Annotated in this window: 20 protein-coding genes; 15 read left to right on the forward strand and 5 right to left on the reverse strand. The window is 59.1% G+C overall.

Annotated elements, in window-relative coordinates; genetic code table 11:
* Positions 1-54: 54 nt before the first annotated feature.
* The gene (gene psiF, locus FY206_RS06005; protein ID WP_032638416.1) at positions 55-375 is read left to right on the forward strand and encodes a phosphate starvation-inducible protein PsiF; all 321 of its coding nucleotides are present in this window, start codon (positions 55-57) and stop codon (positions 373-375) included.
* A 103-nt stretch (positions 376-478) separates the two neighbouring features.
* Positions 479-1,582: a diguanylate cyclase AdrA gene (adrA, locus tag FY206_RS06010; RefSeq protein WP_032638418.1), complete on the forward strand. Its 1,104-nt coding sequence runs from the start codon at positions 479-481 to the stop codon at positions 1,580-1,582.
* 14 nt (positions 1,583-1,596) lie between these two features.
* Here the strand turns inward: adrA and proC are convergent, their stop codons facing one another.
* Positions 1,597-2,406, reverse strand: a complete 810-nt coding sequence (gene proC / locus FY206_RS06015; protein WP_032638420.1) for a pyrroline-5-carboxylate reductase — start codon at positions 2,404-2,406, stop codon at positions 1,597-1,599.
* 97 nt (positions 2,407-2,503) lie between these two features.
* On the opposite strand from proC, the gene FY206_RS06020 reads away from it, so the two are divergent.
* The 5 genes from FY206_RS06020 (at position 2,504) to ppnP (ending at position 5,141) form a co-directional block, all read left to right on the forward strand.
* On the forward strand, positions 2,504-2,962 hold the full coding sequence (locus FY206_RS06020) for a YaiI/YqxD family protein (RefSeq protein WP_010428006.1): 459 nt from the start codon (positions 2,504-2,506) through the stop codon (positions 2,960-2,962).
* A 144-nt stretch (positions 2,963-3,106) separates the two neighbouring features.
* Positions 3,107-3,631: a shikimate kinase AroL gene (gene aroL, locus FY206_RS06025; RefSeq protein WP_032638422.1), complete on the forward strand. Its 525-nt coding sequence runs from the start codon at positions 3,107-3,109 to the stop codon at positions 3,629-3,631.
* 44 nt (positions 3,632-3,675) lie between these two features.
* Entirely contained in the window at positions 3,676-3,867 is a 192-nt protein-coding gene (yaiA, locus tag FY206_RS06030; protein ID WP_032638425.1) for a protein YaiA, read from the forward strand.
* 237 nt (positions 3,868-4,104) lie between these two features.
* The gene (locus FY206_RS06035; protein WP_032638427.1) at positions 4,105-4,782 is read left to right on the forward strand and encodes an AroM family protein; all 678 of its coding nucleotides are present in this window, start codon (positions 4,105-4,107) and stop codon (positions 4,780-4,782) included.
* 71 nt (positions 4,783-4,853) lie between these two features.
* The gene (gene ppnP / locus FY206_RS06040; protein ID WP_025756214.1) at positions 4,854-5,141 is read left to right on the forward strand and encodes a pyrimidine/purine nucleoside phosphorylase; all 288 of its coding nucleotides are present in this window, start codon (positions 4,854-4,856) and stop codon (positions 5,139-5,141) included.
* A 47-nt stretch (positions 5,142-5,188) separates the two neighbouring features.
* Here ppnP and rdgC read toward each other — a convergent pair whose 3' ends face one another.
* Complete coding sequence (rdgC, locus tag FY206_RS06045) at positions 5,189-6,103, reverse strand: recombination-associated protein RdgC (protein ID WP_032638429.1); 915 nt, start codon at positions 6,101-6,103, stop codon at positions 5,189-5,191.
* Positions 6,104-6,226: 123 nt separating this feature from the next.
* On the opposite strand from rdgC, the gene mak reads away from it, so the two are divergent.
* Positions 6,227-7,132: a fructokinase gene (gene mak, locus FY206_RS06050; RefSeq protein WP_032638431.1), complete on the forward strand. Its 906-nt coding sequence runs from the start codon at positions 6,227-6,229 to the stop codon at positions 7,130-7,132.
* A gap of 97 nt (positions 7,133-7,229) precedes the next feature.
* On the opposite strand, the gene sbcC is transcribed toward mak, so the two are convergent.
* Positions 7,230-10,361, reverse strand: a complete 3,132-nt coding sequence (sbcC, locus tag FY206_RS06055) for an exonuclease subunit SbcC (RefSeq protein ID WP_032638433.1) — start codon at positions 10,359-10,361, stop codon at positions 7,230-7,232.
* Positions 10,358-11,563, reverse strand: a complete 1,206-nt coding sequence (gene sbcD / locus FY206_RS06060; RefSeq protein ID WP_032638435.1) for an exonuclease subunit SbcD — start codon at positions 11,561-11,563, stop codon at positions 10,358-10,360. The genes sbcC and sbcD overlap by 4 nt, the downstream gene beginning before the upstream one ends.
* A 187-nt stretch (positions 11,564-11,750) precedes the next feature.
* On the opposite strand from sbcD, the gene phoB reads away from it, so the two are divergent.
* The 7 genes from phoB (at position 11,751) to FY206_RS06095 (ending at position 23,010) form a co-directional block, all read left to right on the forward strand.
* Positions 11,751-12,440: a phosphate response regulator transcription factor PhoB gene (phoB, locus tag FY206_RS06065; RefSeq protein ID WP_008503265.1), complete on the forward strand. Its 690-nt coding sequence runs from the start codon at positions 11,751-11,753 to the stop codon at positions 12,438-12,440.
* 21 nt (positions 12,441-12,461) lie between these two features.
* Positions 12,462-13,757, forward strand: a complete 1,296-nt coding sequence (gene phoR, locus FY206_RS06070) for a phosphate regulon sensor histidine kinase PhoR (RefSeq protein WP_032638437.1) — start codon at positions 12,462-12,464, stop codon at positions 13,755-13,757.
* Positions 13,758-14,166: 409 nt separating this feature from the next.
* Positions 14,167-15,486 carry a branched-chain amino acid transporter carrier protein BrnQ gene (gene brnQ, locus FY206_RS06075; RefSeq protein ID WP_032638439.1) on the forward strand — a complete coding sequence of 440 codons (1,320 nt, stop codon included), beginning with the start codon at positions 14,167-14,169 and terminating at the stop codon, positions 15,484-15,486.
* An 81-nt stretch (positions 15,487-15,567) separates the two neighbouring features.
* Entirely contained in the window at positions 15,568-16,941 is a 1,374-nt protein-coding gene (proY, locus tag FY206_RS06080) for a proline-specific permease ProY (RefSeq protein ID WP_032638441.1), read from the forward strand.
* A gap of 161 nt (positions 16,942-17,102) precedes the next feature.
* A complete protein-coding gene (malZ, locus tag FY206_RS06085) occupies positions 17,103-18,920 on the forward strand; it encodes a maltodextrin glucosidase (protein WP_032638443.1) in 1,818 nt (605 codons plus the stop codon).
* 86 nt (positions 18,921-19,006) lie between these two features.
* Positions 19,007-21,628, forward strand: a complete 2,622-nt coding sequence (locus FY206_RS06090; protein ID WP_077064114.1) for a DUF2339 domain-containing protein — start codon at positions 19,007-19,009, stop codon at positions 21,626-21,628.
* Positions 21,625-23,010 (forward strand): DUF3999 domain-containing protein, encoded by a 1,386-nt coding sequence (locus FY206_RS06095; RefSeq protein WP_032638447.1) that lies wholly within the window; start codon positions 21,625-21,627, stop codon positions 23,008-23,010. Before FY206_RS06090 ends, FY206_RS06095 begins: the two co-directional genes overlap by 4 nt.
* 43 nt (positions 23,011-23,053) lie before the next feature.
* Here FY206_RS06095 and FY206_RS06100 read toward each other — a convergent pair whose 3' ends face one another.
* Positions 23,054-23,656, reverse strand: a complete 603-nt coding sequence (locus tag FY206_RS06100) for a peroxiredoxin (RefSeq protein ID WP_013095829.1) — start codon at positions 23,654-23,656, stop codon at positions 23,054-23,056.
* Positions 23,657-23,698 lie beyond the last annotated feature (42 nt).

A 23,698-nucleotide genomic window follows, 5' to 3' on the forward strand; every position in this document is an offset into this window, starting at 1 on the left:
TTTTTTCCTGTCACGAGCCAGACTTACAGGGAACGTTCACAAAAGGATGGTGCAATGAAAACAACATTACTGGTTACTCTGCTCTCCGGCCTGTTCCTCATCTCCTCGGCGAATGCTGAAGAGAAAACCTTAACGCCGCAACAACAGCGTATGACCACCTGTAATCAACAAGCGACGTCTCAGAGCCTGAAGGGCGACGCCCGCAAGACCTACATGAGCGACTGCCTCAAAAACGGCGCCTCTAAGCCAGCTGAAAAAAGCCTGACGCCGCAGCAGCAAAAGATGCGCGAGTGTAACGCGAAGGCCACCGAACAGTCCCTGAAAGGGGACGACCGCAGCAAGTTCATGAGTGCCTGCCTGAAGAAAAAAGTGTAGTTCTAACGGGTGAGCGGCTTCGGCGGCTCACCCGAAATTTCATACTTTCCCCGCAGACCCCCTCTCTATAATTTGGGAAAAATGTTTCAGAATATTCCCAAAAATGATGAATGATGAAACCTATTACAACAAAAAGCGCATTCGGGAAGAGTGGAATTTAACCCTTTCTCAGGATGACCCTCACCGCGCCGGCATTCAGTTTGCCCGGCGAGTTCGGCTGGCGCGCGCCGTCGGGCTGGCGGCGATGTTTTTCCCGATCGCGGGGATGCTGGTCACCCATTTTTTAGCCGGAGGCTGGTGGCTTTTGCTGGTGGGCTGGGCCTTCGTCTGGCCCCACTTTGCCTGGCAGCTATCCTGCCGGGCCGCGTCACCGCATCAGCAGGAAATTTTCAATCTTAAAATCGATGCCATTATCGCCGGGCTCTGGATAGGCGTGATGGGGATGAGCGCGTTACCCACGGCAGCGCTGTTGATGATGGTAGGGATGAATATGATGGGCTCCGGCGGCTGTCGTCTGTTTATCCCGGGGATCGCGTTGACCCTGCTTTCCGCGCTGGTGGTGCTGCCGCTGTTTGGTCGCCTGGCCGTCTTCAACCCCGACCTCCTGGAGTGGGGCTTAACCCTTCCCGTGCTCGTGCTCTATCCCATGCTGTTTGCCTGGCTCAGCCACCGTACTGCCGTCAGGCTTGCCGAGCATAAGCAGCGGCTGGAAATGATGAGCACTCGCGACGGCATGACCGGGGTCTTTAATCGCCGACACTGGGAAATGCTGCTGCGAAATGAATTTGAGCATTGTCGGCGCAGCCACTGCACGGCCACGATTTTGCTGATTGATATCGACCACTTTAAAAATATTAACGATACCTGGGGGCACGATGTGGGCGACGAGGCGATCGTCGCCATTACGCGTCAGCTCCAGCTGTCGGTGCGCTCAGGTGATGCGATTGGCCGGTTTGGTGGGGACGAGTTTGCGGTGATCATGTCGCAGACCGCGGCGGAAAGCGCCATCGCCGTCATGTCCCGGGTGCATGAGCGGCTGGAAAACCTCTCGTTACCGTGCGCGCCAAAGGAGGCGCTGCGCATCAGCGTGGGCGTTGCCCCCTGGGGACCGCAGTTTGGGCATTATCGTGAATGGCTCAAGGCGGCTGACGTGGCGCTGTACAGGGCGAAAAATGCCGGGCGCAGCCGCACCGAAGTGGCCGCCTGACGCCCGACTTCCCATCAGGATTTACTCAGCTTCTCTGATTTTTCCATGCATTTTGCCATCGCTTCAATGACGGCCGAGCGGAACCCGCGCTCTTCCAGCACCCGCACCGCTTCGATGGTCGTACCGCCCGGGGAGCAGACCATATCTTTCAGTTCACCCGGATGTTTGCCGGTTTCCAGCACCATTTTGGCGGAGCCCATCACGGCCTGCGCGGCGAACTTATACGCCTGCGCACGCGGCATCCCGCCAAGCACGGCGGCATCGGCCATCGCTTCTAAAAACATGAAGACATACGCAGGGGCAGAACCGCTGACGCCGACCACCGGATGGATCATCGCTTCGGCAATCACTTCAGCTTCACCGAAGCAGCGGAAAATGTTCAGTACATCAGCCACTTCTTCAGTCGTCACCAGCGCGTTAGGCGTGACGGAGGTCATACCGGCGTTGACCAGTGAAGGGGTGTTGGGCATTGCGCGGACGATTTTACGGTCGTGACCCAGCGCGCGCGCCAGCTGATCGAGCGTGACGCCCGCGGCAATCGACACCACCAGCGTCTCTTTATTCAGGCTGGAGGTGATATCACTCAGCACTTTGATCATGATGTTCGGCTTGACGGCGCCAAAGACGATATCGGCAACCTGGGCCACTTCCTGCGCGCTTTCGGCGGCATTGATCCCGTATTCATCGCGCAGCGCGGCGACTTTGTCCGGTGACGGGGTATAGACCCAAATCTGACCCGGCAGCACCTGCCCGCTGGCGATCAGGCCGCCCAGGATGGCTTTGCCCATGTTACCGCAGCCGATAAACCCGATTTTCTTGTCCATCACGATTCTCCGTCATTATGCGTTGTTTTCTCTGATAGATAGCTTAACAACGAAATGCAGGCGACAATAGTCGGCAGAGTCATTATGGGGAGACAACATGGCGATTTGGGTTGATGCGGACGCGTGTCCGAATGTGATTAAAGAGATTTTATTTCGCGCCGCCGAGCGCGTTCAGATGCCGCTGACGCTGGTGGCGAACCAGAATATACGCGTACCGCCTTCGCGCTTCATTCGCTCATTGCGCGTGCCGGCGGGGTTTGACGTCGCGGATAACGAAATTGTTCGCCTGTGCAGCGCGGAGGATCTGGTGATCACGGCGGATATCCCGCTGGCGGCAGAGGTGTTGGAAAAAGGGGCGGCGGCGCTCAACCCGCGCGGTGAGCGATATTCGCCTTCTACCATTCGGGAAAAACTCACAATGCGCGACTTTATGGATACGATGCGGGCCAGCGGCGTGCAGACCGGCGGGCCGGACAGCCTGTCCCAGCGCGATCGCCAGCAGTTTGCGGCTGAACTGGATAAATGGCTGCTGGAAGTGAAGCGCCGCACAGCGTAATGATAATTATTGTCAATGTGTGGTACAGTTTGGCCTCCACAGGGTTGTCATCCCGTACCGCTTTGCAGTAAAGTAATCGACACATCTTCTGCAATAATTTCTTTACACTCTTCAGCCATCCGGCATCAAGGGGAACACCTGGCTATGACCCAACCCATCTTTTTAGTTGGCCCTCGCGGCTGTGGGAAAACCACCGTTGGCCTCGAGCTGGCACGCGTGTGTCATCGCCAGTTTGTAGATACCGACCACTGGCTGCAAACCGAGGCCGGAAAAACCATCGCTGAGATTGTTGAGCATGAGGGATGGGAAAGCTTTCGCGCTCGCGAAACCGCCGCGCTGAAAGCGGTCACCACGCCTGCAGCCGTGATTGCGACCGGCGGCGGCATTGTTCTCGCCGAGTGTAATCGTCATTTTATGCGCGAAAAGGGGATTGTGATTTATCTCAGCGCGCCGGTATCCGCTCTGGTGGGGCGTCTGGAAGCCTTCCCGGAAGAGGGGCAACGCCCTGCGCTGACCTCCAGACCGCTCAGCGAAGAGGTGAGCGAAGTGCTGGCCGAGCGCGATGCGTTATACCGCGAGGCGGCTCACCACGTGGTGGATGCGTCCGCCTCTCCCGAAGACGTTGTAATTCAGATTATTACCGCCCTGCGTTTGGCTTGTGCCAGCTAACCGGCGTCTATACTGATAGCTCAGACAGAAAAAAAGGATGAGCTATGCCAACCAGACCTCCCTATCCGCGTGAAGCGCGCATTGTTACCGTTGAAAAAGGCCAGACGGGTCATACCGTGACCTGGTACCAACTGCGTGCCGACCACCCTAAGCCGGACTCGCTGATCAGCGAACATGAGACTGAACAGGAAGCGCTGGATGCGAAGCGGCGCTACGAAGATCCCGATAAAACCTGAATGTTTTCCTAAACGCTCCAGGATCGTGCCTGAATCACACTTTTTACTCACCGGAAAAGTTAAGCAGGAGTTAATATTTAGTTATTACAAGTCACCCCGGTATCGGCAGGCGATCTTTACATTTTGATGTCGCGATCGCCTGCTACGCTTGGTGCTGTTTTGTTGAAAAAATGAACTGTGCAGCGTAGTGAGCCTGTACCTGTGTGCACGATGTTGGAGTAATGGAAGGCGAAAAAGATGAAGGCAACGTTGGCGATCCTCACCATTGGTGTGGTCCCTGTAAGCGAAGTGTTACCGCTCTTAACCGAGCATGTATCTGAACAACAGATAACGCATCTGAGCCTGCTGGGGAAGATGAGTCGGGAAGAGGTCATGGAAGACTACGCTGTCGAGGCGGGGGAGGATCCCCTGGCGACGTTATTAAGTGACGGTAAACTGGCGCACGTTTCCCGCCAGAAGATCGAGCGCGCGCTGCAGGGCGTGATAGAAGTGCTCGATAATCAAGGCTATGACGTTATTTTGCTGATGAGCACCGCACCCATTAAGGGCCTCACGGCACGTAATGCGATTTTGCTGGAGCCGATGCGGATCATTCCGCCGCTGGTGGCCTCTATCGTTGATGGTCATCAGGTGGGGGTGATTGTCCCTATTGAGGAGCTCATGGATAACCAGGAGGCAAAATGGCACGTGCTGGAAAAAGTCCCTTTGTATGCGCTGGCCAATCCGTTCTGGGACAGTGAGGCAAAGCTGATTGCTGCCGGTAAGGAGCTGCTGGAGAGAGGCGCCGATGTCCTGATCCTGGACTGCCTGGGTTTCCATCAGCATCACCGTGATTTGCTGCAAAAAGCGCTGGATGTGCCCGTGCTGTTATCCAACGTTCTGATGGCGCGTCTGGCCTCGGAACTGCTCACGTAATGATTTTGCGTGACAGGCGATGAGCATGGCCCCTATAGTGAATTTTTATCTAAAAATATAAGGGCCAGTTCATGCTTCAAAGTAACGAATACTTTTCCGGTAAAGTGAAATCCATTGGTTTTACCAGCAGCAGCACTGGCCGCGCCAGTGTCGGCGTTATGGCGGAAGGGGAATACACCTTTGGCACCGCGGAAGCGGAAGAAATGACGGTCGTCAGCGGCGCGCTGAACGTGTTACTGCCGGGCGAAACGGAGTGGAAAGTGTATGCTGCCGGTCAAGCTTTCAACGTGCCTGGCCACAGCGAATTTCATTTGCAGGTGGCTGAACCGACCTCTTATCTGTGCCGCTACCTGAAATAAAAAAAAGCCGGGTGGCGCTATCGCTTACCCGGCCTGCGTTTTGCCCGTTATCTCTGCGCTTCGCCGCCGAGACCTTCCACCAGATTCTGAATCAGCGCGGCCAGCTCGCCGGTCATCAGGATGAAGTCCGCGTCAAAACGCTGGGCGTAATCTTCCCTGTCGATATCTTCGTTCTGATCGCGCAGCTCGTCGCAGAACTTCAGACGCTTTACGGAGCCGTCGTCGCACATCACGAACTGAATACGCTGCTGCCAGTCGAGCGCCAGCTTGGTGACCACTTTGCCCGCTTCTATGTGGACGGCGATCTCGTCGCTCACCAGATCCTGCTTCTTCGCGCGGATCACGCCGCCGTCTTCCAGCAACGCTTTCAGCTCGGCTTCATCCAGGATCTGGAAGCCCTGTGCCGCTGCACCGCTGCGAACCCATTCGGTCAGGGTCAGCTCAATCGGCGTTTCCAGCGCCAGCGGAACGACCGGTAAAGATCCGAGGCTTTTGCGCAGCAGGGCCAGCGTGTCTTCTGCTTTTTTGGCGCTGGCGCAGTCGACCATGATCAGCCCGTTAACGGTGTCGATCCACATCATCGTCTGGCTGAAGCGGCTGAAGGCGCGCGGCAGCAGGGAATGCAGAACTTCATCTTTCAGCGAATCTTTTTCGGTCTTTTTCAGCTTGCGGCCCTGTTCGGCTTCCAGCTTGAAAATTTTCGCCTCAAGCGCCTGCTTCACCACCGGCGTCGGCAGGATTTTCTCTTCTTTACGGGCGCAGACGATGATTTGACCCGTGCTGCTGGCGTGGGTCAGTGCATCGCTTTGTGAACCCATTGGCGGTACCCAACCGGTTTTTGCCATGTCCTGGCTACCGCAAGGGGAAAAGGTATAAGCGGCTAACTGTTTTTCCATCTCTTCTGCACGCAGCGAAACGTCGCGGCTGAGACGGTAAACCATCAAATTTTTGAACCACAGCATGATAATTTCCACGGCCTTGTCGTTAAATCAGCGGGCATGATAACGAATTGTCGCATCGCTTGCATTGCTAATCGGGAAGCGTGCTTCTACTCTGTTGATAATCAAAATAATGAGGAGAGTCTTGTGCGTATTGGGATTGATTTGGGCGGCACCAAAACAGAAGTTATCGCGCTGAGCGAGCGGGGGGAGCAGCTGTTCCGCCATCGTCTGCCGACGCCGCGCGATGATTATCACCAGACTATCGAGACGATTGTTCAGCTGGTCGAGATGGCCGAGCAGGCCACGGGGCAAACCGGCAGCGTCGGGATGGGGATCCCGGGGTCGATCTCGCCGTATACCGGGGTGGTTAAAAACGCCAACTCCACCTGGCTCAACGGTCAGCCGTTTGATAAAGATTTAAGCGCGCGCCTGAAGCGGGAAGTGCGTCTGGCCAACGACGCCAACTGCCTGGCGGTCTCTGAGGCCATCGACGGCGCGGCGGCCGGTGCCCAGACCGTGTTTGCCGTCATCATCGGTACCGGCTGCGGCGCGGGCGTGGCGTTCGGCGGGCGCGCCCATATCGGCGGAAACGGTACCGCCGGCGAGTGGGGGCACAACCCGCTGCCGTGGATGGATGAAGATGAGCTTAAATACCGCGCTGAAGTGCCGTGCTACTGCGGTAAACAAGGCTGTATTGAGACGTTTATCTCCGGCACCGGTTTTGCGACCGACTACCACCGTCTGAGCGGCCAGCCGCTCAAGGGGAACGAGATTATGCGTCTGGTCGAAGAGCAGGATCCGGTGGCCGAACTGGCCCTGAGCCGCTACGAAATGCGGCTGGCGAAATCCCTGGCGCACGTGGTGAATATTCTCGATCCGGACGTCATTGTGCTCGGCGGCGGCATGAGCAACGTCGACCGGCTGTACGCCACGGTACCGAACCTGGTGAAGCAGTGGGTCTTCGGCGGCGAGTGTGAAACCCCGATCCGCAAAGCCGTCCACGGTGACTCCAGCGGCGTGCGCGGCGCGGCGTGGCTGTGGCCGGAATAAAAGCAAAACAGCAGCGCAAGTTGCTGTTTTTGGTGTTTGTACCCTCTCCCTGTGGGAGAGGGCTAGGGTGAGGGCACCAGACCGCTCCGACCCCCATTTATTCCACCGCAAATTCCCTATCCAGCCTGCTATACCCCAGCCCGTTAATCTTCTTCACTTTGATCTGCACCGGAATGCGCTCTTTCATCGCCTCTACGTGGCTGATCACGCCGATGGTTTTCCCGGTGGCGTTCAGCGCGTCGAGCGCATCCAGCGCGGTATCCAGCGTTTCGCTGTCGAGCGTGCCGAAACCTTCATCCAGGAACAGGGAATCGATCCGCGTTTTATGGCTCACCAGGTCAGAAAGGGCCAGCGCCAGCGCCAGGCTGACGAGGAAGCTCTCGCCGCCGGAGAGGGTCCGGGTATCACGCACCGCATCCGCCTGCCAGGTATCGACCACTTCCAGCTCCAGCGCGTCGCTGGCCTTGCGCTGCAATAAATAACGCCCGTGCAGACGGTTAAGCTGCTGGTTAGCAAGCCAGACAAGATTGTCCAGGGTCAGTCCCTGGGCGAACTTACGGAACTTGTCGCCGGTGCTGGAGCCGATAAGCGCATTCAGATAACCCCAGTCGTCGGCCTGGCGCGCGGCCTCTTCAATTTGCTGCATCAGCGCCAGCCGATGCTGACGGTTATCGCTGTCCTGCTTAAGCTGCTGGCGGATCTCACCCTGATGCGTCGTGTTCTCGCGAAGCCGCTGCGCCAGCTGCTGCAGCCGGCTTTGCAGCGCAGGGGCATCGGCGTCGAGGCCTTCCGGCCGCAGGGCCAGATGCGCCTGCAGCTGCTGGTTAGCCTGGCCGCACAGCGCCGCGGCCTGCTGGGTCTGGTTTTCGAGCGACTGCTTCATCTGTTCGAGGTGGCGAATGGCGCCGTCATCCAGCAGGGCGGCAAGGAACGCGTCCCGATCGGCAAAGCAGCTCGCCGCGAGCGCCGCGGTGAACTGCGTCTGTGACTGATGCAGGCGCTCTTGCTCCAGCTTTTCCTGCTGCTGCTGCGCGGCGAGCTGGCTTTGCAGCGACACGCATTCGTCGTGGACGTCGCGCCAGCCGTCAGGAATGGCCGGTTCGGCTTCTTCGCCGTTCGTTGCCGGAAGCGTGTCGAGCAGCGGCTTCAGGGCGCCTATACGTTCCTGCAGCACGCCGTGCTGGGTTTGCTTCTCCTGCCACTGCGCGAATTCCGCTTCGCGGGCGTGCAGCCAGGCGGCTTCGCTCCCCGCTTCGGGAACGCTAAGCGACAGCGCGAGCAGGGTGTGCTCCAGCGCCTGGCGCGTGGCCGCCAGCTGCTGCTGGTGCTGCCGCGCCTGCGCCTCCTGCTCGTGCAGCTGGTTTTGCAGGGTGAGACGCTGGCTAAGCTGATAAAGCTGACGTTCGTAGCGTTCCTGTTCGTTCATCCATGGCGCAATATCTTCCTGAATATTAAGCGCTATATTCAGAGAGGCGCAGGCCGCCATCCACTCTTTAGTGAGCGCTTGCTCTTCCTGAGAGAGCGTCTGCGCGTCGTCTGTCTCGCGCTGAATTTGCTGGGTCAGGGCATTCACCTGTCCCAGCACCAGCAGGCCTTCCTCTTTAAGCGCGGCCACCTCTTTTTCCAGGGCATCTCGCCGACGCTGGTTATCCGTCAGCTCAAGCGACTGATACTGCTCAACGGCGGGATGCTCGCTGGAGCCGCACAGCGGACAGGGTTTGCCTGCCTCAAGCCGGGAACGATAGCTTTCCAGATCTTTAATCGTCGCTTCACGTTCGCACAGGGCCTTCAGGTCCAGATAGTGCTGGTGTTTCTCTTTGTACTGCTGGCGGCGTAGCGTCAGCGTTTCATTAAGCGTGTTCTGCTCCGCCCGAGCTTTCTGCACGCTTTCACCGCTCTGGCGCAGGCGCTTTTGCAGCGGCTGATAGCGGGCATGCAGCGACGTTAGCCGCTGGCGCAGCGGGCGTGTTTCGGCCTGCTGCTCCATGGCCGCGCTGACCTCATCCGCCGTCAGGGTCAGCGTATTTTCCGGCATCTTTGCCAGCTTGTGACGTAATTCATTCATCCGCGCAGCAAGCGAGGCCAGCTGCGCGTTATCGCGGTTCAGCTGCGAGAACTGGGCGCGCCAGCCGGCAATCTCCTGGCCCAGCAGGCGATAGCGTTCGTGCTCCGCCAGCCACTGCGCGAGCGCCGTCAGTTCGGCCTGAAGCTGCTCGTGGTCACGCAGGGCGGTATTGCGGATACGCGAACGCAGTGCGGTTTTGGCCTGTAAGCGAGTATTTACTTCAACAATTCGCTGCCGTGTTTGCGCCAGGCGCGCGGTTTGCTCCTGCTGATGTTCCCAGAGTGGACGAAGCTGGGCGGTGGGCAGCGCAAGCTGGAGCTTTGCCAGCTCTGGCGCCGCGTTCGTCAGCGCCTGCTGCGCCTGCTGCTGCATCGCGGTAACGCGCTGTTGCTCCAGCACGAGCTCATCATGACGCGTAAGCCACTGAAAATGTTTCTGTTGGCTTTGCTGCTGTTCCAGCAGGGTTTTCTCTTCGTCAGTAAGTGCCTGCAAACTTTGCTGTAACTGCTGCTGCTGTTCTTCGCTGAGCAGCACGACGCCCGCCGCCTGCGCCTCGCACTTTTCCAGCACGCTGCGGGCCGCTTTGTGTTTTTCAAACACCATGGCGGAAATCTGGCCGTAGATTTCGGTGCCGGTCAGCTCTTCCAGCAGCTCGGCACGATCGCTCGGTTTGGCGTTGAGGAAGGCGGCAAACTGCCCCTGGGAGAGCAGCATCGAGCGGGTAAAGCGGCCATAGTCCAGCCCGGTGAGCGCGGCGGTTTGCTCCAGTTTGTCCGTCACCTTATCGGCCAGAATTTTGCCGTCTTCGCAGCGCGCCAGCTCCACGCGCGGCGCCTGCAGGTTCCCGTCCGGCTGGTTGCGCGCCCGGTTCTGGCTCCAGAAGGCGCGATAGGCGGTGCCTTTAACCTCGAACTCCACCTCCGCCAGGCACTCGGCGGTGTCGCGCGTCATCAGGTCGTTTTGCGCCTGAGAGACCTTCTGCAGCCGCGGCGTTTCGTGATAAAGCGCCAGGCAGATGGCGTCGAGCAGGGTGGTTTTGCCTGCCCCCGTCGCGCCGGTGATGGCAAACAGACCGTTGCTGGCAAACGGCTCGGCGGTGAAGTCAATTTTCCACTCGCCCTTGAGGGAGTTAAGATTTTTCAGGCGCAGGCTCAGAATTTTCACGCGTTTTCTTCCTCATCATTGAGCGCATGCAGGGTATGGTTGAACAGTTCGCTAAGCCTTGCGCGCTTCGCGTCGTCAATTTCCTCCTGCGAGAGCCTGCGTTCAAATACCTCTTCCACCCGCAGTTCGCTGAGCGTTTCCCGCTGGGCGCTTAACAGAATTTTCTCGCGCTGCTCGCGGCTGCGGCGCACCAGTAACACCTCTACCGGCAGGTCTTCGGTCAGGGCCTGGATTTTTCGCTGCATATCGTGCAGGTAGTCGTCGGTGGTGATTTCGATATCCAGCCAGACGGGCGGGTTAAGCGATGCCCCGCGCCACTGCTCAAGCTGGGCGGTAATGGCGTCGAGATCGCCTTTCAGCACCGCCAGCGGCTGGGTAACGGGCACCTCCAGCGTCTCGACGGCGGCGAGTTTGCCCTCGCTGAAGCTCACCAGATGGACGGATTTGGCTTTGCCCGTCTCGTCAAAGCTGAGCGAAATAGGGGATCCGCAGTAGCGAATGTGCTCGCTGCCGCCGATAACCTGGGCGCGGTGAATATGCCCCAGCGCAATGTAGTCCGCTGGCGGAAAGTTTTGCGCCGGAAAGGCGTCCAGCGTGCCGATATAGATGTCACGCACGGCGTCACTTTTACTGGCCCCGACGGTGGTGAGGTGCCCGGTTGCAATCACCGGAATTGGCCGGTCGCCCCGCAGGGCACAGGCATCGGCGTGCTGCTGGCGATAGTAGTCGGTGATGGCCTGTAATAAATGCTGCTGCTTTTCCGCGCCCGACAGCCCGGCCTGGCTTTGCACGATATCGCGCGGACGTAAAAACGGGATGGGACACAGCACCGCACCCGGCGAGCCGTCGCGCTTTTTCAGGATCTGCGGAGGGTGCCCGGCGCTGGCCACTACGGTAGTATTGAGAAATGCCAGGATGTCGCGGGACTCGTTGAGCGTCGCGACGGAATCGTGGTTGCCCGCGACAATCACCAGATGACAGCCGGTTTGCTGCAGATTCACCACGAAGCGGTTATACAGCTCCCGCGCATAGCTGGGGGGAGAGCCGGTATCAAAGATGTCACCCGCCACGATAATCGCGTCCACCTCGTGCGTCTGTGCCGTTTCCAGCAGCCAGTTCAGGAACGCTTCATGTTCAGCCGCACGGCTTTTGCTGTAAAAATTTTGGCCCAGATGCCAGTCCGAGGTGTGAAGTATACGCATAGCGGTTCCGTGGCAAAAAAGAGAAAGCAGGATTATAAACGTTCAGAGAAGGGAAAATAACCGCTGTAATAAAACAACAGTTTGCCCGCTAACGTGGTACTGTTTTTCATAAATCTGTCATAAATCTGACGCATAATGGCGCCGAATTACAAACTTGTAACGTAAATAAGATAAGACAGGGCAAAGTATGGCGAGACGTATTCTGGTCGTAGAAGATGAAGCTCCAATTCGTGAAATGGTGTGCTTCGTGCTCGAGCAAAACGGCTTCCAGCCGGTTGAAGCGGAAGATTATGACAGCGCTGTGAACCAGCTGAATGAACCCTGGCCCGATCTGATTCTGCTGGACTGGATGTTGCCCGGCGGCTCCGGACTGCAGTTTATCAAACACCTCAAGCGTGAAGCGCTGACCCGCGACATTCCGGTTGTGATGCTTACGGCGCGCGGAGAAGAAGAGGATCGCGTGCGCGGTCTGGAGACCGGCGCGGACGATTACATTACCAAACCGTTCTCCCCAAAAGAGCTGGTGGCCCGCATTAAAGCCGTGATGCGCCGCATTTCGCCGATGGCGGTGGAGGAGGTGATTGAGATGCAGGGACTGAGCCTTGACCCCACGTCGCACCGCGTGATGACCGGCGAAAATCCCCTCGACATGGGGCCTACCGAATTTAAGCTCCTGCACTTCTTTATGACCCACCCGGAGCGCGTGTACAGCCGCGAACAGTTGCTGAATAACGTCTGGGGAACTAACGTGTATGTCGAAGACCGTACGGTTGACGTCCACATCCGCCGCCTGCGAAAAGCGCTGGAACTGAGCGGCCACGATCGCATGGTGCAGACGGTCCGCGGCACGGGTTATCGTTTTTCGACCCGTTTCTGAACAATGACAGGAGTGTGACGCGTGCTGGAACGTCTGTCATGGAAAAGGCTCGTCTTTGAACTGATCTTATGCTGTATTCCGGCCTTCATTCTGGGGGCTTTTCTTGGGCACCTGCCGTGGTTTCTGCTGGCGTCGGTCACCGGGCTGCTGATTTGGCATTTCTGGAACCTGCTGCGCCTCTCGTGGTGGCTATGGGTTGACCGAAGCATGACGCCGCCGCCGGGAAGCGGCAGCTGGGAGCCGCTGCTGTACGGTCTGCACCAGATGCAGATGCGTAATAAAAAGCGCCGCCGCGAGCTGGGAAGCCTGATTAAACGCTTTCGCAGCGGCGCGGAGTCGCTGCCGGATGCGGTGATCCTGACCACCGAAGAGGGGACGATCTTCTGGTGTAACGGCCTGGCGCAGCAGCTGCTGGGCCTGCGCTGGCCGGACGACAATGGTCAGAACATCCTCAACCTTCTGCGCTATCCCGAGTTCACGCTGTATCTGAAAAAGCGTGATTTTAGCCGCCCGCATAACCTCAAGCTCAATAACGGTCGTCATCTGGAAATCCGCGTGATGCCCTACAGCGATAAGCAGTGGCTGATGGTGGCGCGCGATGTCACCCAGATGCACCAGTTGGAAGGGGCGCGTCGCAACTTCTTCGCCAACGTCAGCCACGAGCTGCGTACCCCGCTGACCGTGCTTCAGGGCTACCTGGAGATGATGCAGGAGCAAACGCTGGAAGGCGCGCCGCGTGAAAAAGCGCTGCACACCATGCGCGAGCAAACGCACCGCATGGAAGGGCTGGTCAAGCAGCTGCTGACGCTCTCGAAGATTGAGGCGGCGCCTACGCTTGCGCTGAATGACACGATAGATGTGCCGATGATGCTGCGGGTCGTGGAGCGTGAAGCGCAGACGTTAAGCCACAAAAAGCATCACCTGACCTTTGAGGTCGACAGCACGCTAAAGGTGCTGGGCAGCGAAGATGAACTGCGCAGCGCCATTTCTAACCTGGTGTATAACGCGGTGAATCATACCCCGGAGGGGACGGAGATCGTGGTGCGCTGGCGCCATACCTCAACGGGAGCCGAGTTTAGCGTGGAAGACAACGGGCCGGGGATTGCCCCTGAGCATATTCCGCGCCTGACCGAGCGTTTCTACCGCGTGGATAAAGCGCGATCGCGGCAGACGGGCGGAAGCGGCCTGGGGCTGGCGATTGTGAAACACGCGGTTAATCACCACGAAAGCCGTCTCGATATTCAGAGTACGCTGGGGAAAGGAACCCGCTTCAGCTTCGTTATCCCGGAACGTTTAATTGCCAAAAAGATCGCCTGACGGCAGGCGTGTCATTTTACCTTTCCACGGGTCAGCCATCGCTGGCCCGTTTGCTTTGCAGTCAAGCGAAACGCGAATGAATTTTATACGGCTGACCGTTTTTTGTTCGCATGATTAGCCATGGGTTTTTCTTATAAATAGCGTATTGTTCTGGTGCGTATTTTCATGCTGGCATATTGTTCTGGTTTTGCGATCCCACCTTGCCTTTAAACGTTATAAGCGTTTAAATTGCGCCCCAGATACTGTCAGACCGACTGTATTTGCGTGGTAAATCGAAAAACTATTCTTCTCCACGCCAGGACGGGAGCATATCCCGCTGAAATTGAGCAAATTTTCGGCTGTATCGTCCCGTCAGGGATATCGAAAATCTCAATGTTTTCAACACCACATCCACAGGCAGTAAGGTTTTATGACCCATCACTTAAAATCGCGTGACATCATCGCGCTGGGCTTTATGACATTTGCGCTGTTCGTTGGCGCAGGCAACATCATTTTCCCTCCAATGGTTGGCTTACAGGCGGGTGAACACGTCTGGACCGCCGCGTTTGGTTTCCTGATTACTGCCGTGGGTCTGCCTGTGCTGACCGTCATCGCGCTGGCGAAGGTCGGCGGCGGCGTGGATAGCCTCAGCACCCCGATTGGCAAAGTGGCTGGCGTTCTGCTGGCAACCGTCTGCTATCTGGCCGTAGGCCCGCTGTTTGCCACCCCGCGTACCGCGACCGTCTCCTTCGAAGTGGGTATTGCTCCCCTGACCGGTGACGGCGCGATGCCGCTGTTTATTTACAGCCTGATCTACTTCGCGATCGTGATTCTGGTTTCCCTCTATCCGGGCAAACTGCTGGATACCGTGGGTAACTTCCTGGCCCCGCTGAAAATTGTCGCGCTGATTGTTCTGGCGGTAGCGGCCATCGTCTGGCCAGCAGGCCCGATCAGCGACGCGATGGACGCCTATAAAAACGCCGCGTTTTCTAACGGTTTTGTGAACGGCTATCTGACGATGGATACGCTGGGCGCCATGGTGTTTGGTATCGTTATTGTTAACGCCGCGCGTTCCCGCGGCGTGACCGAAGCGCGTCTGCTGACCCGCTATACCATCTGGGCTGGCCTGATGGCCGGCGTGGGCCTGACGCTGCTGTATCTGGCGCTGTTCCGTCTGGGGTCCGATAGCGCCATGCTGGTCGATCAGAACGCCAACGGTGCGGCTATCCTGCACGCCTACGTCCAGCACACCTTCGGCGGTGCGGGCAGTATGCTGCTGGCGGCACTCATCTTCCTGGCCTGTCTGGTGACCGCGGTTGGCCTGACCTGCGCCTGTGCAGAGTTCTTTGCACAGTATCTGCCGCTCTCTTACCGCACCCTGGTGTTTATCCTCGGTATCTTCTCTATGGCGGTGTCCAACCTCGGTCTGAGCCACCTGATTCAGGTCTCTATTCCGGTACTGACGGCGATTTATCCGCCTTGCATCGTGCTGGTGGTGCTGAGCTTCACCCGCCCGTGGTGGAACAACTCCTCACGAATTATTGCGCCAGCCATGTTTATCAGCCTGATTTTTGGTATCCTTGACGGGATTAAAGCATCAGCTTTCGCTGGAATTCTGCCAGCCTGGACACAGCGTCTGCCGCTGTCCGAGCAGGGCCTGGCCTGGCTGATGCCTACCGTTGTTGCGCTGGTTCTGGCGATTATCTGGGACCGTGCTGCAGGGCGTCAGGTTGCATCGAACGCGCATTAATCAACGGCAACAAACTGTTTAACCACGGGGCTTAAGGCCCCGTGGTTTTTTGTTTTTTTCGTGTTGAATGGCAAGATTTAAATGGAAAGCACTAACAAACTTAAACGTGGATTGAGCACGCGCCACATCCGCTTTATGGCGCTGGGCTCTGCTATCGGCACCGGTCTTTTTTATGGCTCGGCAGATGCCATCAAAATGGCCGGTCCCAGCGTGCTGATGGCGTACATCATCGGCGGCGTGGCGGCGTATATCATCATGCGCGCGCTCGGCGAAATGTCGGTTCACAACCCGTCCGCCAGCTCATTCTCCCGCTATGCGCAGGAAAACCTCGGCCCGCTGGCCGGATTTATCACCGGCTGGACCTACTGCTTCGAAATCCTGATTGTCGCCATTGCCGACGTGACGGCGTTCGGCATCTATATGGGCGTCTGGTTCCCGGCGGTGCCGCACTGGATATGGGTGCTGAGCGTGGTGCTGATTATCTGCGCCGTCAACCTGATGAGCGTGAAGGTGTTCGGCGAGCTGGAGTTCTGGTTCTCCTTCTTCAAGGTCGCCACCATCATCATCATGATTGTGGCCGGTTTTGGCATCATTATCTGGGGTATCGGCAACGGCGGGCAGCCGACCGGTATTCACAACCTCTGGAGCAACGGGGGCTTCTTCAGCAACGGCTGGCTCGGGATGGTCATGTCGCTGCAGATGGTGATGTTCGCCTACGGCGGTATTGAGATTATCGGCATCACCGCCGGGGAAGCGAAAGACCCGGAGAAATCCATTCCGCGCGCCATCAACTCGGTGCCGATGCGTATTCTGGTGTTCTACGTGGGTACGCTGTTCGTGATCATGTCCATCTACCCGTGGAACCAGGTCGGCACCAACGGTAGCCCGTTTGTTCTGACCTTCCAGCATATGGGCATCGCTTTTGCGGCCAGCATTCTGAACTTTGTGGTGCTGACCGCGTCGCTCTCCGCGATTAACAGCGACGTCTTTGGCGTGGGCCGCATGCTGCACGGCATGGCGGAGCAGGGCAGCGCGCCGAAGGTGTTCGCCAAAACCTCGCGCCGCGGCACGCCGTGGGTGACCGTTGTGGTGATGGCCGTGGCGCTGCTGTTCTCGGTTTACCTGAACTACATCATGCCGGAGAACGTCTTCCTGGTGATTGCGTCGCTGGCGACCTTCGCGACGGTGTGGGTGTGGATCATGATCCTGCTGTCGCAGATTGCCTTCCGCCGCCGCCTGTCGCCGGATGAGGCGAAAGCGCTGAAGTTCAAGGTCCCGGGCGGGGTGGCAACCACCGTCGTCGGGCTGATCTTCCTGGTGTTCATCATCGGCCTGATTGGCTACCATCCGGACACCCGCATTTCGCTGTACGTGGGCTGCGCGTGGATCGTGCTGCTGCTGGTGGGCTGGGTGTTTAAATGCCGCCGCGACCGCCAGCTTGCGGAAGTGCAGTAACATCTTTTTCCCTCTCCCTGTGGGAGAGGGTTAGGTTGAGGGCATCAGGCCGCACTGATCCCTCATCCCCCGTCCTCCTCCCCCAATAAATCCCTTCATGGTGAGCTATCCTTAACCACCCTGTGGCAAGGTGACGTCAATTTCATCAAAGGGGATTCGTGATGTTAAACGCCTGGCACCTTCCGGTTGCCCCATTTGTTAAGCAAAACAAAGACAACCTTGTGATTACGCTCTGGCTGGCGGGGGAAAATCAGCCTGAACGCGTGACGCTCCGCGCCGAAATCGATAACGAAGAGACCGGGCTGAAAATGCACAAGCTGCGCAGCCAGCCGCAGCCGGGGATCACGGCGTGGCGGGCGAATATCGACCTGAATAGCGGACAGCCGCGCCGCCGCTATAGCTTCAAACTGCTGTGGAATAACCGCCAGCTGTGGTTTACCCCGCAGGGGTTTAGCCGTTTCCCGCCTCCCCGGCTGGAGCAGTTCGCGGTTGATTACCCGGACAACGGCCCGCAGTGGGTTAACGATCAGGTCTTTTACCAGATTTTCCCGGACCGTTTTGCGCGCAGCGAAAAGCGTACTGCCGATCAGGATAAGGTCTATTACCACCATGCGGCAGGTCATGACATCATTCTGAAGGCGTGGGATGAGCCGCTGACCGCCCAGGCGGGGGGATCGACCTTCTACGGCGGCGACCTCGACGGCATCAGCGAAAAGCTGCCGTACCTGAAAAAACTCGGCGTGACGGCCCTGTATCTCAACCCGGTGTTTAAAGCCCCGAGCGTGCACAAATACGATACCGAAGATTATCGCCACGTTGACGCGCAGTTTGGCGGCGACGAGGCGCTGCTTCGCCTGCGTAAGAACACGCAAAACGAAGGCATGCGCCTGATTCTGGACGGCGTATTTAACCACAGCGGAGATTCGCACGCCTGGTTTGACCGGCATAACCAGTCGATGGGCGGGGCGTGCCATAACCCAGACTCGCCGCAGCGCGACTGGTACAGCTTTAACGAGGAGGGACGCGCGCTGGACTGGCTGGGCTACCCGAGCCTGCCGAAGCTGGATTTCCAGTCGTCAACGCTGGTGAATGAGGTTTACGGCGGCGAGGACAGCATCGTCCGCCACTGGCTCAAAGAACCGTGGAATATGGACGGCTGGCGTCTGGACGTGGTGCATATGCTCGGCGAGGCGGGCGGGGCGCGCAATAATCTTCAGCACGTCGCCGGGATCGCGCGCGCGGCGAAGGCGGCCCGGCCGGAGGCGTTCGTCTTTGGCGAGCACTTTGGCGACGCGCGCCAGTGGCTGCAGAATGATGCGGAAGATGCGGCGATGAACTATCGCGGCTTTACCTTCCCGCTGTGGGGGTTCCTCGCCAACACCGATATCTCCTACGATCCGAATCACATCGACGCGGAAACCTGCATGGCGTGGATGGAGAACTATCGCGCCGGCCTGTCCCATCAGCAGCAGCTGCGGATGTTTAACCAGCTCGATAGCCATGATACCGCGCGCTTTAAGTCCCTGCTCGGCAAGGACGCGGCCCGCCTGCCGCTGGCGGTGACCTGGCTCTTCACCTGGCCGGGCGTGCCGTGCATCTATTACGGCGACGAAGTGGGGCTGGACGGCAACAACGATCCGTTCTGCCGCAAAACCTTCCCGTGGGAACCTGAGAAACAGGACAAGGTGCTGTTCAGCCTGTATCAGCGGCTGGCGAAGCTGCGTAAGCAGAGTCTCGCCCTGCGCTTCGGCGGCTGTCAGGTGGTGTACGCCCACGATAACGTGGTGGTGTTTGCCCGCGTCTATAACCAGCAGCGCGTGCTGGTGGCGATTAACCGGGGCGAGGCCTGCGAAGTGGTGCTGGATGATTCCCCGCTGCTGAAGGTGGCTGGGTGGAGGAATAAGGAGGGCAAGGCGACGATACAGGACGGCGTGCTGGCGCTGCCTGCGATATCCGCGACGATCTGGCTCGGCAGCTAACCCGCGAATGTTTCCACCTTTTAAGATGGCGCAAATGCAACCATTTGTGTCAATCTTAACGGATCGTTTACGGTGAAGGTGGAAACATGGACGAGCTTTACATCCTTGGCTGTTTATTCCTGGTTTTTGCGCTGCTGGTTGCGCCCGTGCTTGCGGTTATAGGGTTTAACCGAAGTACGGCAGCGCGGCAGGAGATTGCCCGGCTGCGCCAGCGCATAGAGGCGCTTGAGCAGCGCGGCGCGGCTTATAACCCGCCGGAACCGGTGCAGCCCGCCGCCTCGAATAGTGTGACCGCGCCGGTGGTCGAGGACGTTCCCGCGCCGGTCGACCCCTGGCGGCCTGATATTCCCGCTGCGGTGGCAGAACCCGCGCCTTCCCCGGTCCCGGCACCTGCGGCAAAACAGCCGTCTGCCTTTGGCGGCATCCTGACGTCGCTGGCGCGCTGGTTCATGCAGGGGAATCCGCTGGCGAAGCTTGGGATCCTGCTGCTCTTCCTCGGCCTCTCCTTCCTGCTGCGCTATACCGTCGAACATTCCCTGTTCCCGCTTGAGCTGCGCCTCGTGGCAGCGGCGCTGTTTGCCATCGTTCTGCTGGCGGTCGGGTGGCGGCTGCGGCACAGGCAGCGCGTCTATGCGCTGATCCTGCAGGGCGGGGCGACCGGCGTGCTCTACCTGACGGTGTTTGGCGCGTTTCGGCTCTGGCAAATGCTGCCGATGACGCTCGCCTTTGCGCTGCTGGTGGTGATTTGCGCGGCGAGCGTCGGGCTGGCGGTGCTGCAGAAGGCGCTGAGCCTTGCCATGCTGGCGAGCCTTGGCGGGTATCTTGCGCCGCTGCTCTTATCTACCGGGGGCGGCAGCTTTGTGGCGCTGTTCTCTTTCTATCTCCTGCTGTCCATCGGCATTCTCGCTATCAGCATCTGGCAGCACTGGCGCGAGCTGAATCTCCTCGGGCTGCTGTTCACCTTCGGCGTGGGCGGCCTGTGGGGGCTGAATGACTACCAGCCGGAAGACTATGGGGTTTGCCAGCTGTTCCTGATTGCCAATACGCTGATCTTCGGCGTGCTGAGCGTGGCGCTGTCGCTGCGGGCGCAGGAGAAAGGGAAGCAGATCGTTGACGGTGTGCTGCTGTTTGCCCCGCCGCTGATCGGCTTCGGGATGCAGTACGGCATGACGCAGCACTGGGTCTACGGCCCGGCGCTGAGCGCGCTGGGATACGGCGCATTTTATCTCACCCTCGCGTTCCTTGCGCTGCGGCGCTATCCCTCCCTCGGACGGCCGCTGGTCATGGCGGCGCTGGCGATCGGCGGCGGATTCGCGACGCTCGCCATTCCTCTGGCGCTGTCGGCGCGCTGGACGGCGATGGCCTGGGCGCTGGAAGGGCTGGGTATCCTCTGGCTGGGCGTGCAGCAGCACCAGCGCCGCATGCAATACAGCGGGACGGCGCTGCTGGTGCTGGCGCTCGGCAGCGCGCTGTGGGCGCAAACGAGCGGCGTGACGTCGCTGAGCCTGCTCCTTATCTTCGCCATTCTCAGCCTTTGCTTGCTGGCCGCGGCCTGGCTGTGGCGGGCTCTCTTCCTGCCGGCCAGCCGGGCGCTGCTGGCCGGCGGGCTGCTTTTCTGGCTCGTGGCACTCCTGGGCGCGTCGCAGCTGGCGCTGACGAAACAATTACCGGTTCTGGCGGGCGTGCTGGCGCTGACGGCGGCGTCGGTCTGGGGCTGGCAGCAGGTGGCCGCGCGTCTGGCGTGGCGAGAGCTGGATGCCAGCAAATGGCTGCTGTGGCCGATTATGCTGCTGATGGTGGGGTATCAGATCTGGCATCAGCAGATCGTTGCCGCCGGCTGGGTAAACCTGGCCTGGTGCGTTGCGCTTCCCGCCGCGCTGATGCTGCTGCGGCGCGACGATGTACGGCTGCTGCCGCGCATCGCGATGGGGCTGCATCTGTCGCTGTTCTGGATGATTTTACTGGCGCTGGCCGCCGAGCTTTACTGGTTTGCCCGGTCTCTGCCGTGGGGCATGGCGGCCTGGGGCAGCGGATTAGCGCTGGCCGCAGGCGGCGGGGTAATTATGGCGCTTTCTGCTGCGGTACGGCGTCGCGTGTGGCCGTTCCGGGAGTGGCCTGCGCTCTACGCCTGCCTGGCACCGATCCCCGTGGTCGTGGCGCTGCTGGTACTGCTGGTTTTGACCAATTTCCAGGACGGCGTGGTCTATCGCCAGACCTGGCTGCCGCTGGTGAATCCGCTTGAGGAAGGTGCCGCGTTCGCGTTGCTGGGGCTGGTGGTCTTTTATCTCGCGGTGAAGCGCTACTACCCGGCATTGCCTGCGCAAGCGCGCCCGTGGCCTGCCGTCGTGCTCATGGCGTTTGGCTTCTGGTGGCTAAACGGCGCGCTGATGCGCGCCCTGGCCTGGTACGGCGACGTGGCCTGGAATATGGCATCGCTATGGGATTCGCGGCTTATCCAGACCAGCTTTGCTCTGTTCTGGATGCTGAGCGCGCTGGTGTTGATGATCCATGCCACCCGCCGGGCTTCCCGGCAGGAGTGGCTCTGCGGTGCCGCGCTGCTAGGCGTGGTGATGGTTAAGCTGATGCTGGTGGACAGCGCGGGCGGAGGCGGTCTGTCGCGCGTGGTGGCGTTTATCGGCGTGGCGATACTGGTATTGATCGTGGGCTATTTCTCACCGCTGCCGCCAAAAACAGGAGATGAAAAATGAAATGGATGAAAGCGATAGCGTGTACCGCGCTGCTGGCGCTTTCCGGCCCGGCGCTCAGCGACGAGGGACAAACGGAATCGCCCCGGGACTATGCCTTTGGGCGTTCACTGGATACGTCTGCTCCTTCCCAGTGGTATCGGGTGATGCTGCCGCTCGCCGTCTATGCGCAAAGCACGTCACCGGACCTGCATGACGTTCGCGTCTTTAACCGGTCGGGCGAGCCGGTTCCCTTTAGCCTGATCGCCGCGACGCGCCCGCAGGCGTCAGTGCAATCCACGGCGCTTCGCCTCTTTCCGCTGGACGCCTCGCCGCTTGCGCCTGCGTCAGACGCCGGTGACAGCGATAAGATCCTGCTTCGTTCCCGAAACGGCGTGGAAATTGTGCTGGAGGGGCAAAAAGCCGCGGCAGCCGGGCAACATTATCTGCTGACCTTGCCGGAGCAGGCGTCGGGCGAGCTGGCTGTATCCCAGCTGCAGCTGCTCTGGGATACCCCTCAGTCGTCGTGGCAGGGAACGGCGTCGGTCTATTACAGCGAGGATCTTAAGCGCTGGTATACCCTGGGCGAGGATATGCCGCTGCTGGACGTCGCCAGCGGGCAGGATCGCCTTAAGCTCGATCGGATCGATACCGAGACGGTGTTATCTCCCGACGCGAATCGCTATCTCATGGTGGTGCTGAATGCGCAGAGCCAGGGGGTAACCCTGACCGGCGTGAACGCCATCAGCGCACCTGCGCAGGCGGACCCGGAAGAGATCAACCTTGAGGGGGAAGGGGAGCCGCTGTCGGCAAGCGAAGCGATGTGGCGCTGGGCGCGTCCCCAGCCGCTGCGTGCGGTCAGCATCTCGCTGAACGGCGACGGTGTCCTTCCCGTGGATATCGCGTGGCGGAGTTCGGAAAAAGACGCATGGCACCCCCTGAAAAAAGAGGTTATTTACCGTCTGGAGGGGAAAACGTCCGGACCGGTTTCGCTGGGCGGGGGCCTGGTGCAGGCCGTGAAAATCACGACGCTGAATGCGCGTCTGCCTGAATACCTGCCGGGGGTTACGGGACATCGCGACCGCTACGACCTGGTGTTCAACGCGCAGGGGAAAGCGCCGTTCGTGCTCGCCTGGGGCAACGGCGCTGCAAAGCCAGCAAACGTCGAGCCCGATATGCTGATCCCCGCCGAGCTGCGCAAAACCTATGATATGGCGAACCTGCCGCAGGCCGACGTTGTGGATGATGTTGCGTTAGGCGGCGAGGCGCGTCTGACCGCCACCTCTGCGGCCGATCGGGAGAGCAGGAGGAACACCCTGCTGGTGTGGGGCGTGCTGATTGCGGGCGTGATTCTGCTGGCGGGCATGGCCTGGCGCATCTGGCGAGAGGTGCAGCGTAAGGCATAAAAAAAGGCCCGCATGTGCGGGCCTTTCTCGTAAACCGTGCCGATTACAGGCTGGATACGTTCTCAGACAGGTATTTCGCCACGCCGTCTGGGGACGCAGACATACCTTCTTTACCTTTTTCCCACTGAGCCGGGCACACTTCGCCGTGCTCTTCGTGGAACTGCAGCGCGTCAACCATGCGCAGCATTTCGTCGATGTTACGACCCAGCGGCAGATCGTTCACAACCTGGTGACGAACGATGCCGTTTGCGTCGATCAGGAAAGAACCGCGCAGCGCAACGCCAGCGTCCGGATGTTCGATACCGTAAGCCTGCTGGATTTCGCGTTTGATGTCCGCAACCATTGCGTATTTCACCGCACCGATGCCGCCTTTGTCGACAGGGGTGTTACGCCATGCGTTGTGTACAAACTCAGAGTCGAAGGAGACGCCAACCACTTCCACGCCACGCTTCTGGAATTCTTCATAACGTTTGTCGAACGCGATCAGCTCAGACGGGCAAACGAAGGTGAAGTCCATTGGCCAGAAGAACAGAACGGTCGCTTTGCCGTTGGTGTGCTGTTTGAAGTTGAAGTTTTCAACGATTTCACCGTTGCCCAGAACTGCTGCAGCCGTAAAATCCGGAGCCGGACGAGTTACCAGAACCATATGATTCTCCTGTAGATACTAAGGTTATTTGGAACGCAACGC

Source organism: Enterobacter chengduensis (assembly GCF_001984825.2).
Taxonomy (GTDB): domain Bacteria; phylum Pseudomonadota; class Gammaproteobacteria; order Enterobacterales; family Enterobacteriaceae; genus Enterobacter; species Enterobacter chengduensis.

Bases quoted from the DNA above. Each gene is read 5' to 3' on its own strand.
- psiF (WP_032638416.1), top strand. From the start codon at position 55: ATGAAAACAACATTACTGGTTACTCTGCTCTCCGGCCTGTTCCTCATC.
- adrA (WP_032638418.1), top strand. From the start codon at position 479: ATGATGAATGATGAAACCTATTACAACAAAAAGCGCATTCGGGAAGAG.
- proC (WP_032638420.1), bottom strand. From the start codon at position 2,406: ATGGACAAGAAAATCGGGTTTATCGGCTGCGGTAACATGGGCAAAGCC.
- FY206_RS06020 (WP_010428006.1), top strand. From the start codon at position 2,504: ATGGCGATTTGGGTTGATGCGGACGCGTGTCCGAATGTGATTAAAGAG.
- aroL (WP_032638422.1), top strand. From the start codon at position 3,107: ATGACCCAACCCATCTTTTTAGTTGGCCCTCGCGGCTGTGGGAAAACC.
- yaiA (WP_032638425.1), top strand. From the start codon at position 3,676: ATGCCAACCAGACCTCCCTATCCGCGTGAAGCGCGCATTGTTACCGTT.
- FY206_RS06035 (WP_032638427.1), top strand. From the start codon at position 4,105: ATGAAGGCAACGTTGGCGATCCTCACCATTGGTGTGGTCCCTGTAAGC.
- ppnP (WP_025756214.1), top strand. From the start codon at position 4,854: ATGCTTCAAAGTAACGAATACTTTTCCGGTAAAGTGAAATCCATTGGT.
- rdgC (WP_032638429.1), bottom strand. From the start codon at position 6,103: ATGCTGTGGTTCAAAAATTTGATGGTTTACCGTCTCAGCCGCGACGTT.
- sbcD (WP_032638435.1), bottom strand. From the start codon at position 11,563: ATGCGTATACTTCACACCTCGGACTGGCATCTGGGCCAAAATTTTTAC.
- phoB (WP_008503265.1), top strand. From the start codon at position 11,751: ATGGCGAGACGTATTCTGGTCGTAGAAGATGAAGCTCCAATTCGTGAA.
- brnQ (WP_032638439.1), top strand. From the start codon at position 14,167: ATGACCCATCACTTAAAATCGCGTGACATCATCGCGCTGGGCTTTATG.
- proY (WP_032638441.1), top strand. From the start codon at position 15,568: ATGGAAAGCACTAACAAACTTAAACGTGGATTGAGCACGCGCCACATC.
- malZ (WP_032638443.1), top strand. From the start codon at position 17,103: ATGTTAAACGCCTGGCACCTTCCGGTTGCCCCATTTGTTAAGCAAAAC.
- FY206_RS06090 (WP_077064114.1), top strand. From the start codon at position 19,007: ATGGACGAGCTTTACATCCTTGGCTGTTTATTCCTGGTTTTTGCGCTG.
- FY206_RS06095 (WP_032638447.1), top strand. From the start codon at position 21,625: ATGAAATGGATGAAAGCGATAGCGTGTACCGCGCTGCTGGCGCTTTCC.
- FY206_RS06100 (WP_013095829.1), bottom strand. From the start codon at position 23,656: ATGGTTCTGGTAACTCGTCCGGCTCCGGATTTTACGGCTGCAGCAGTT.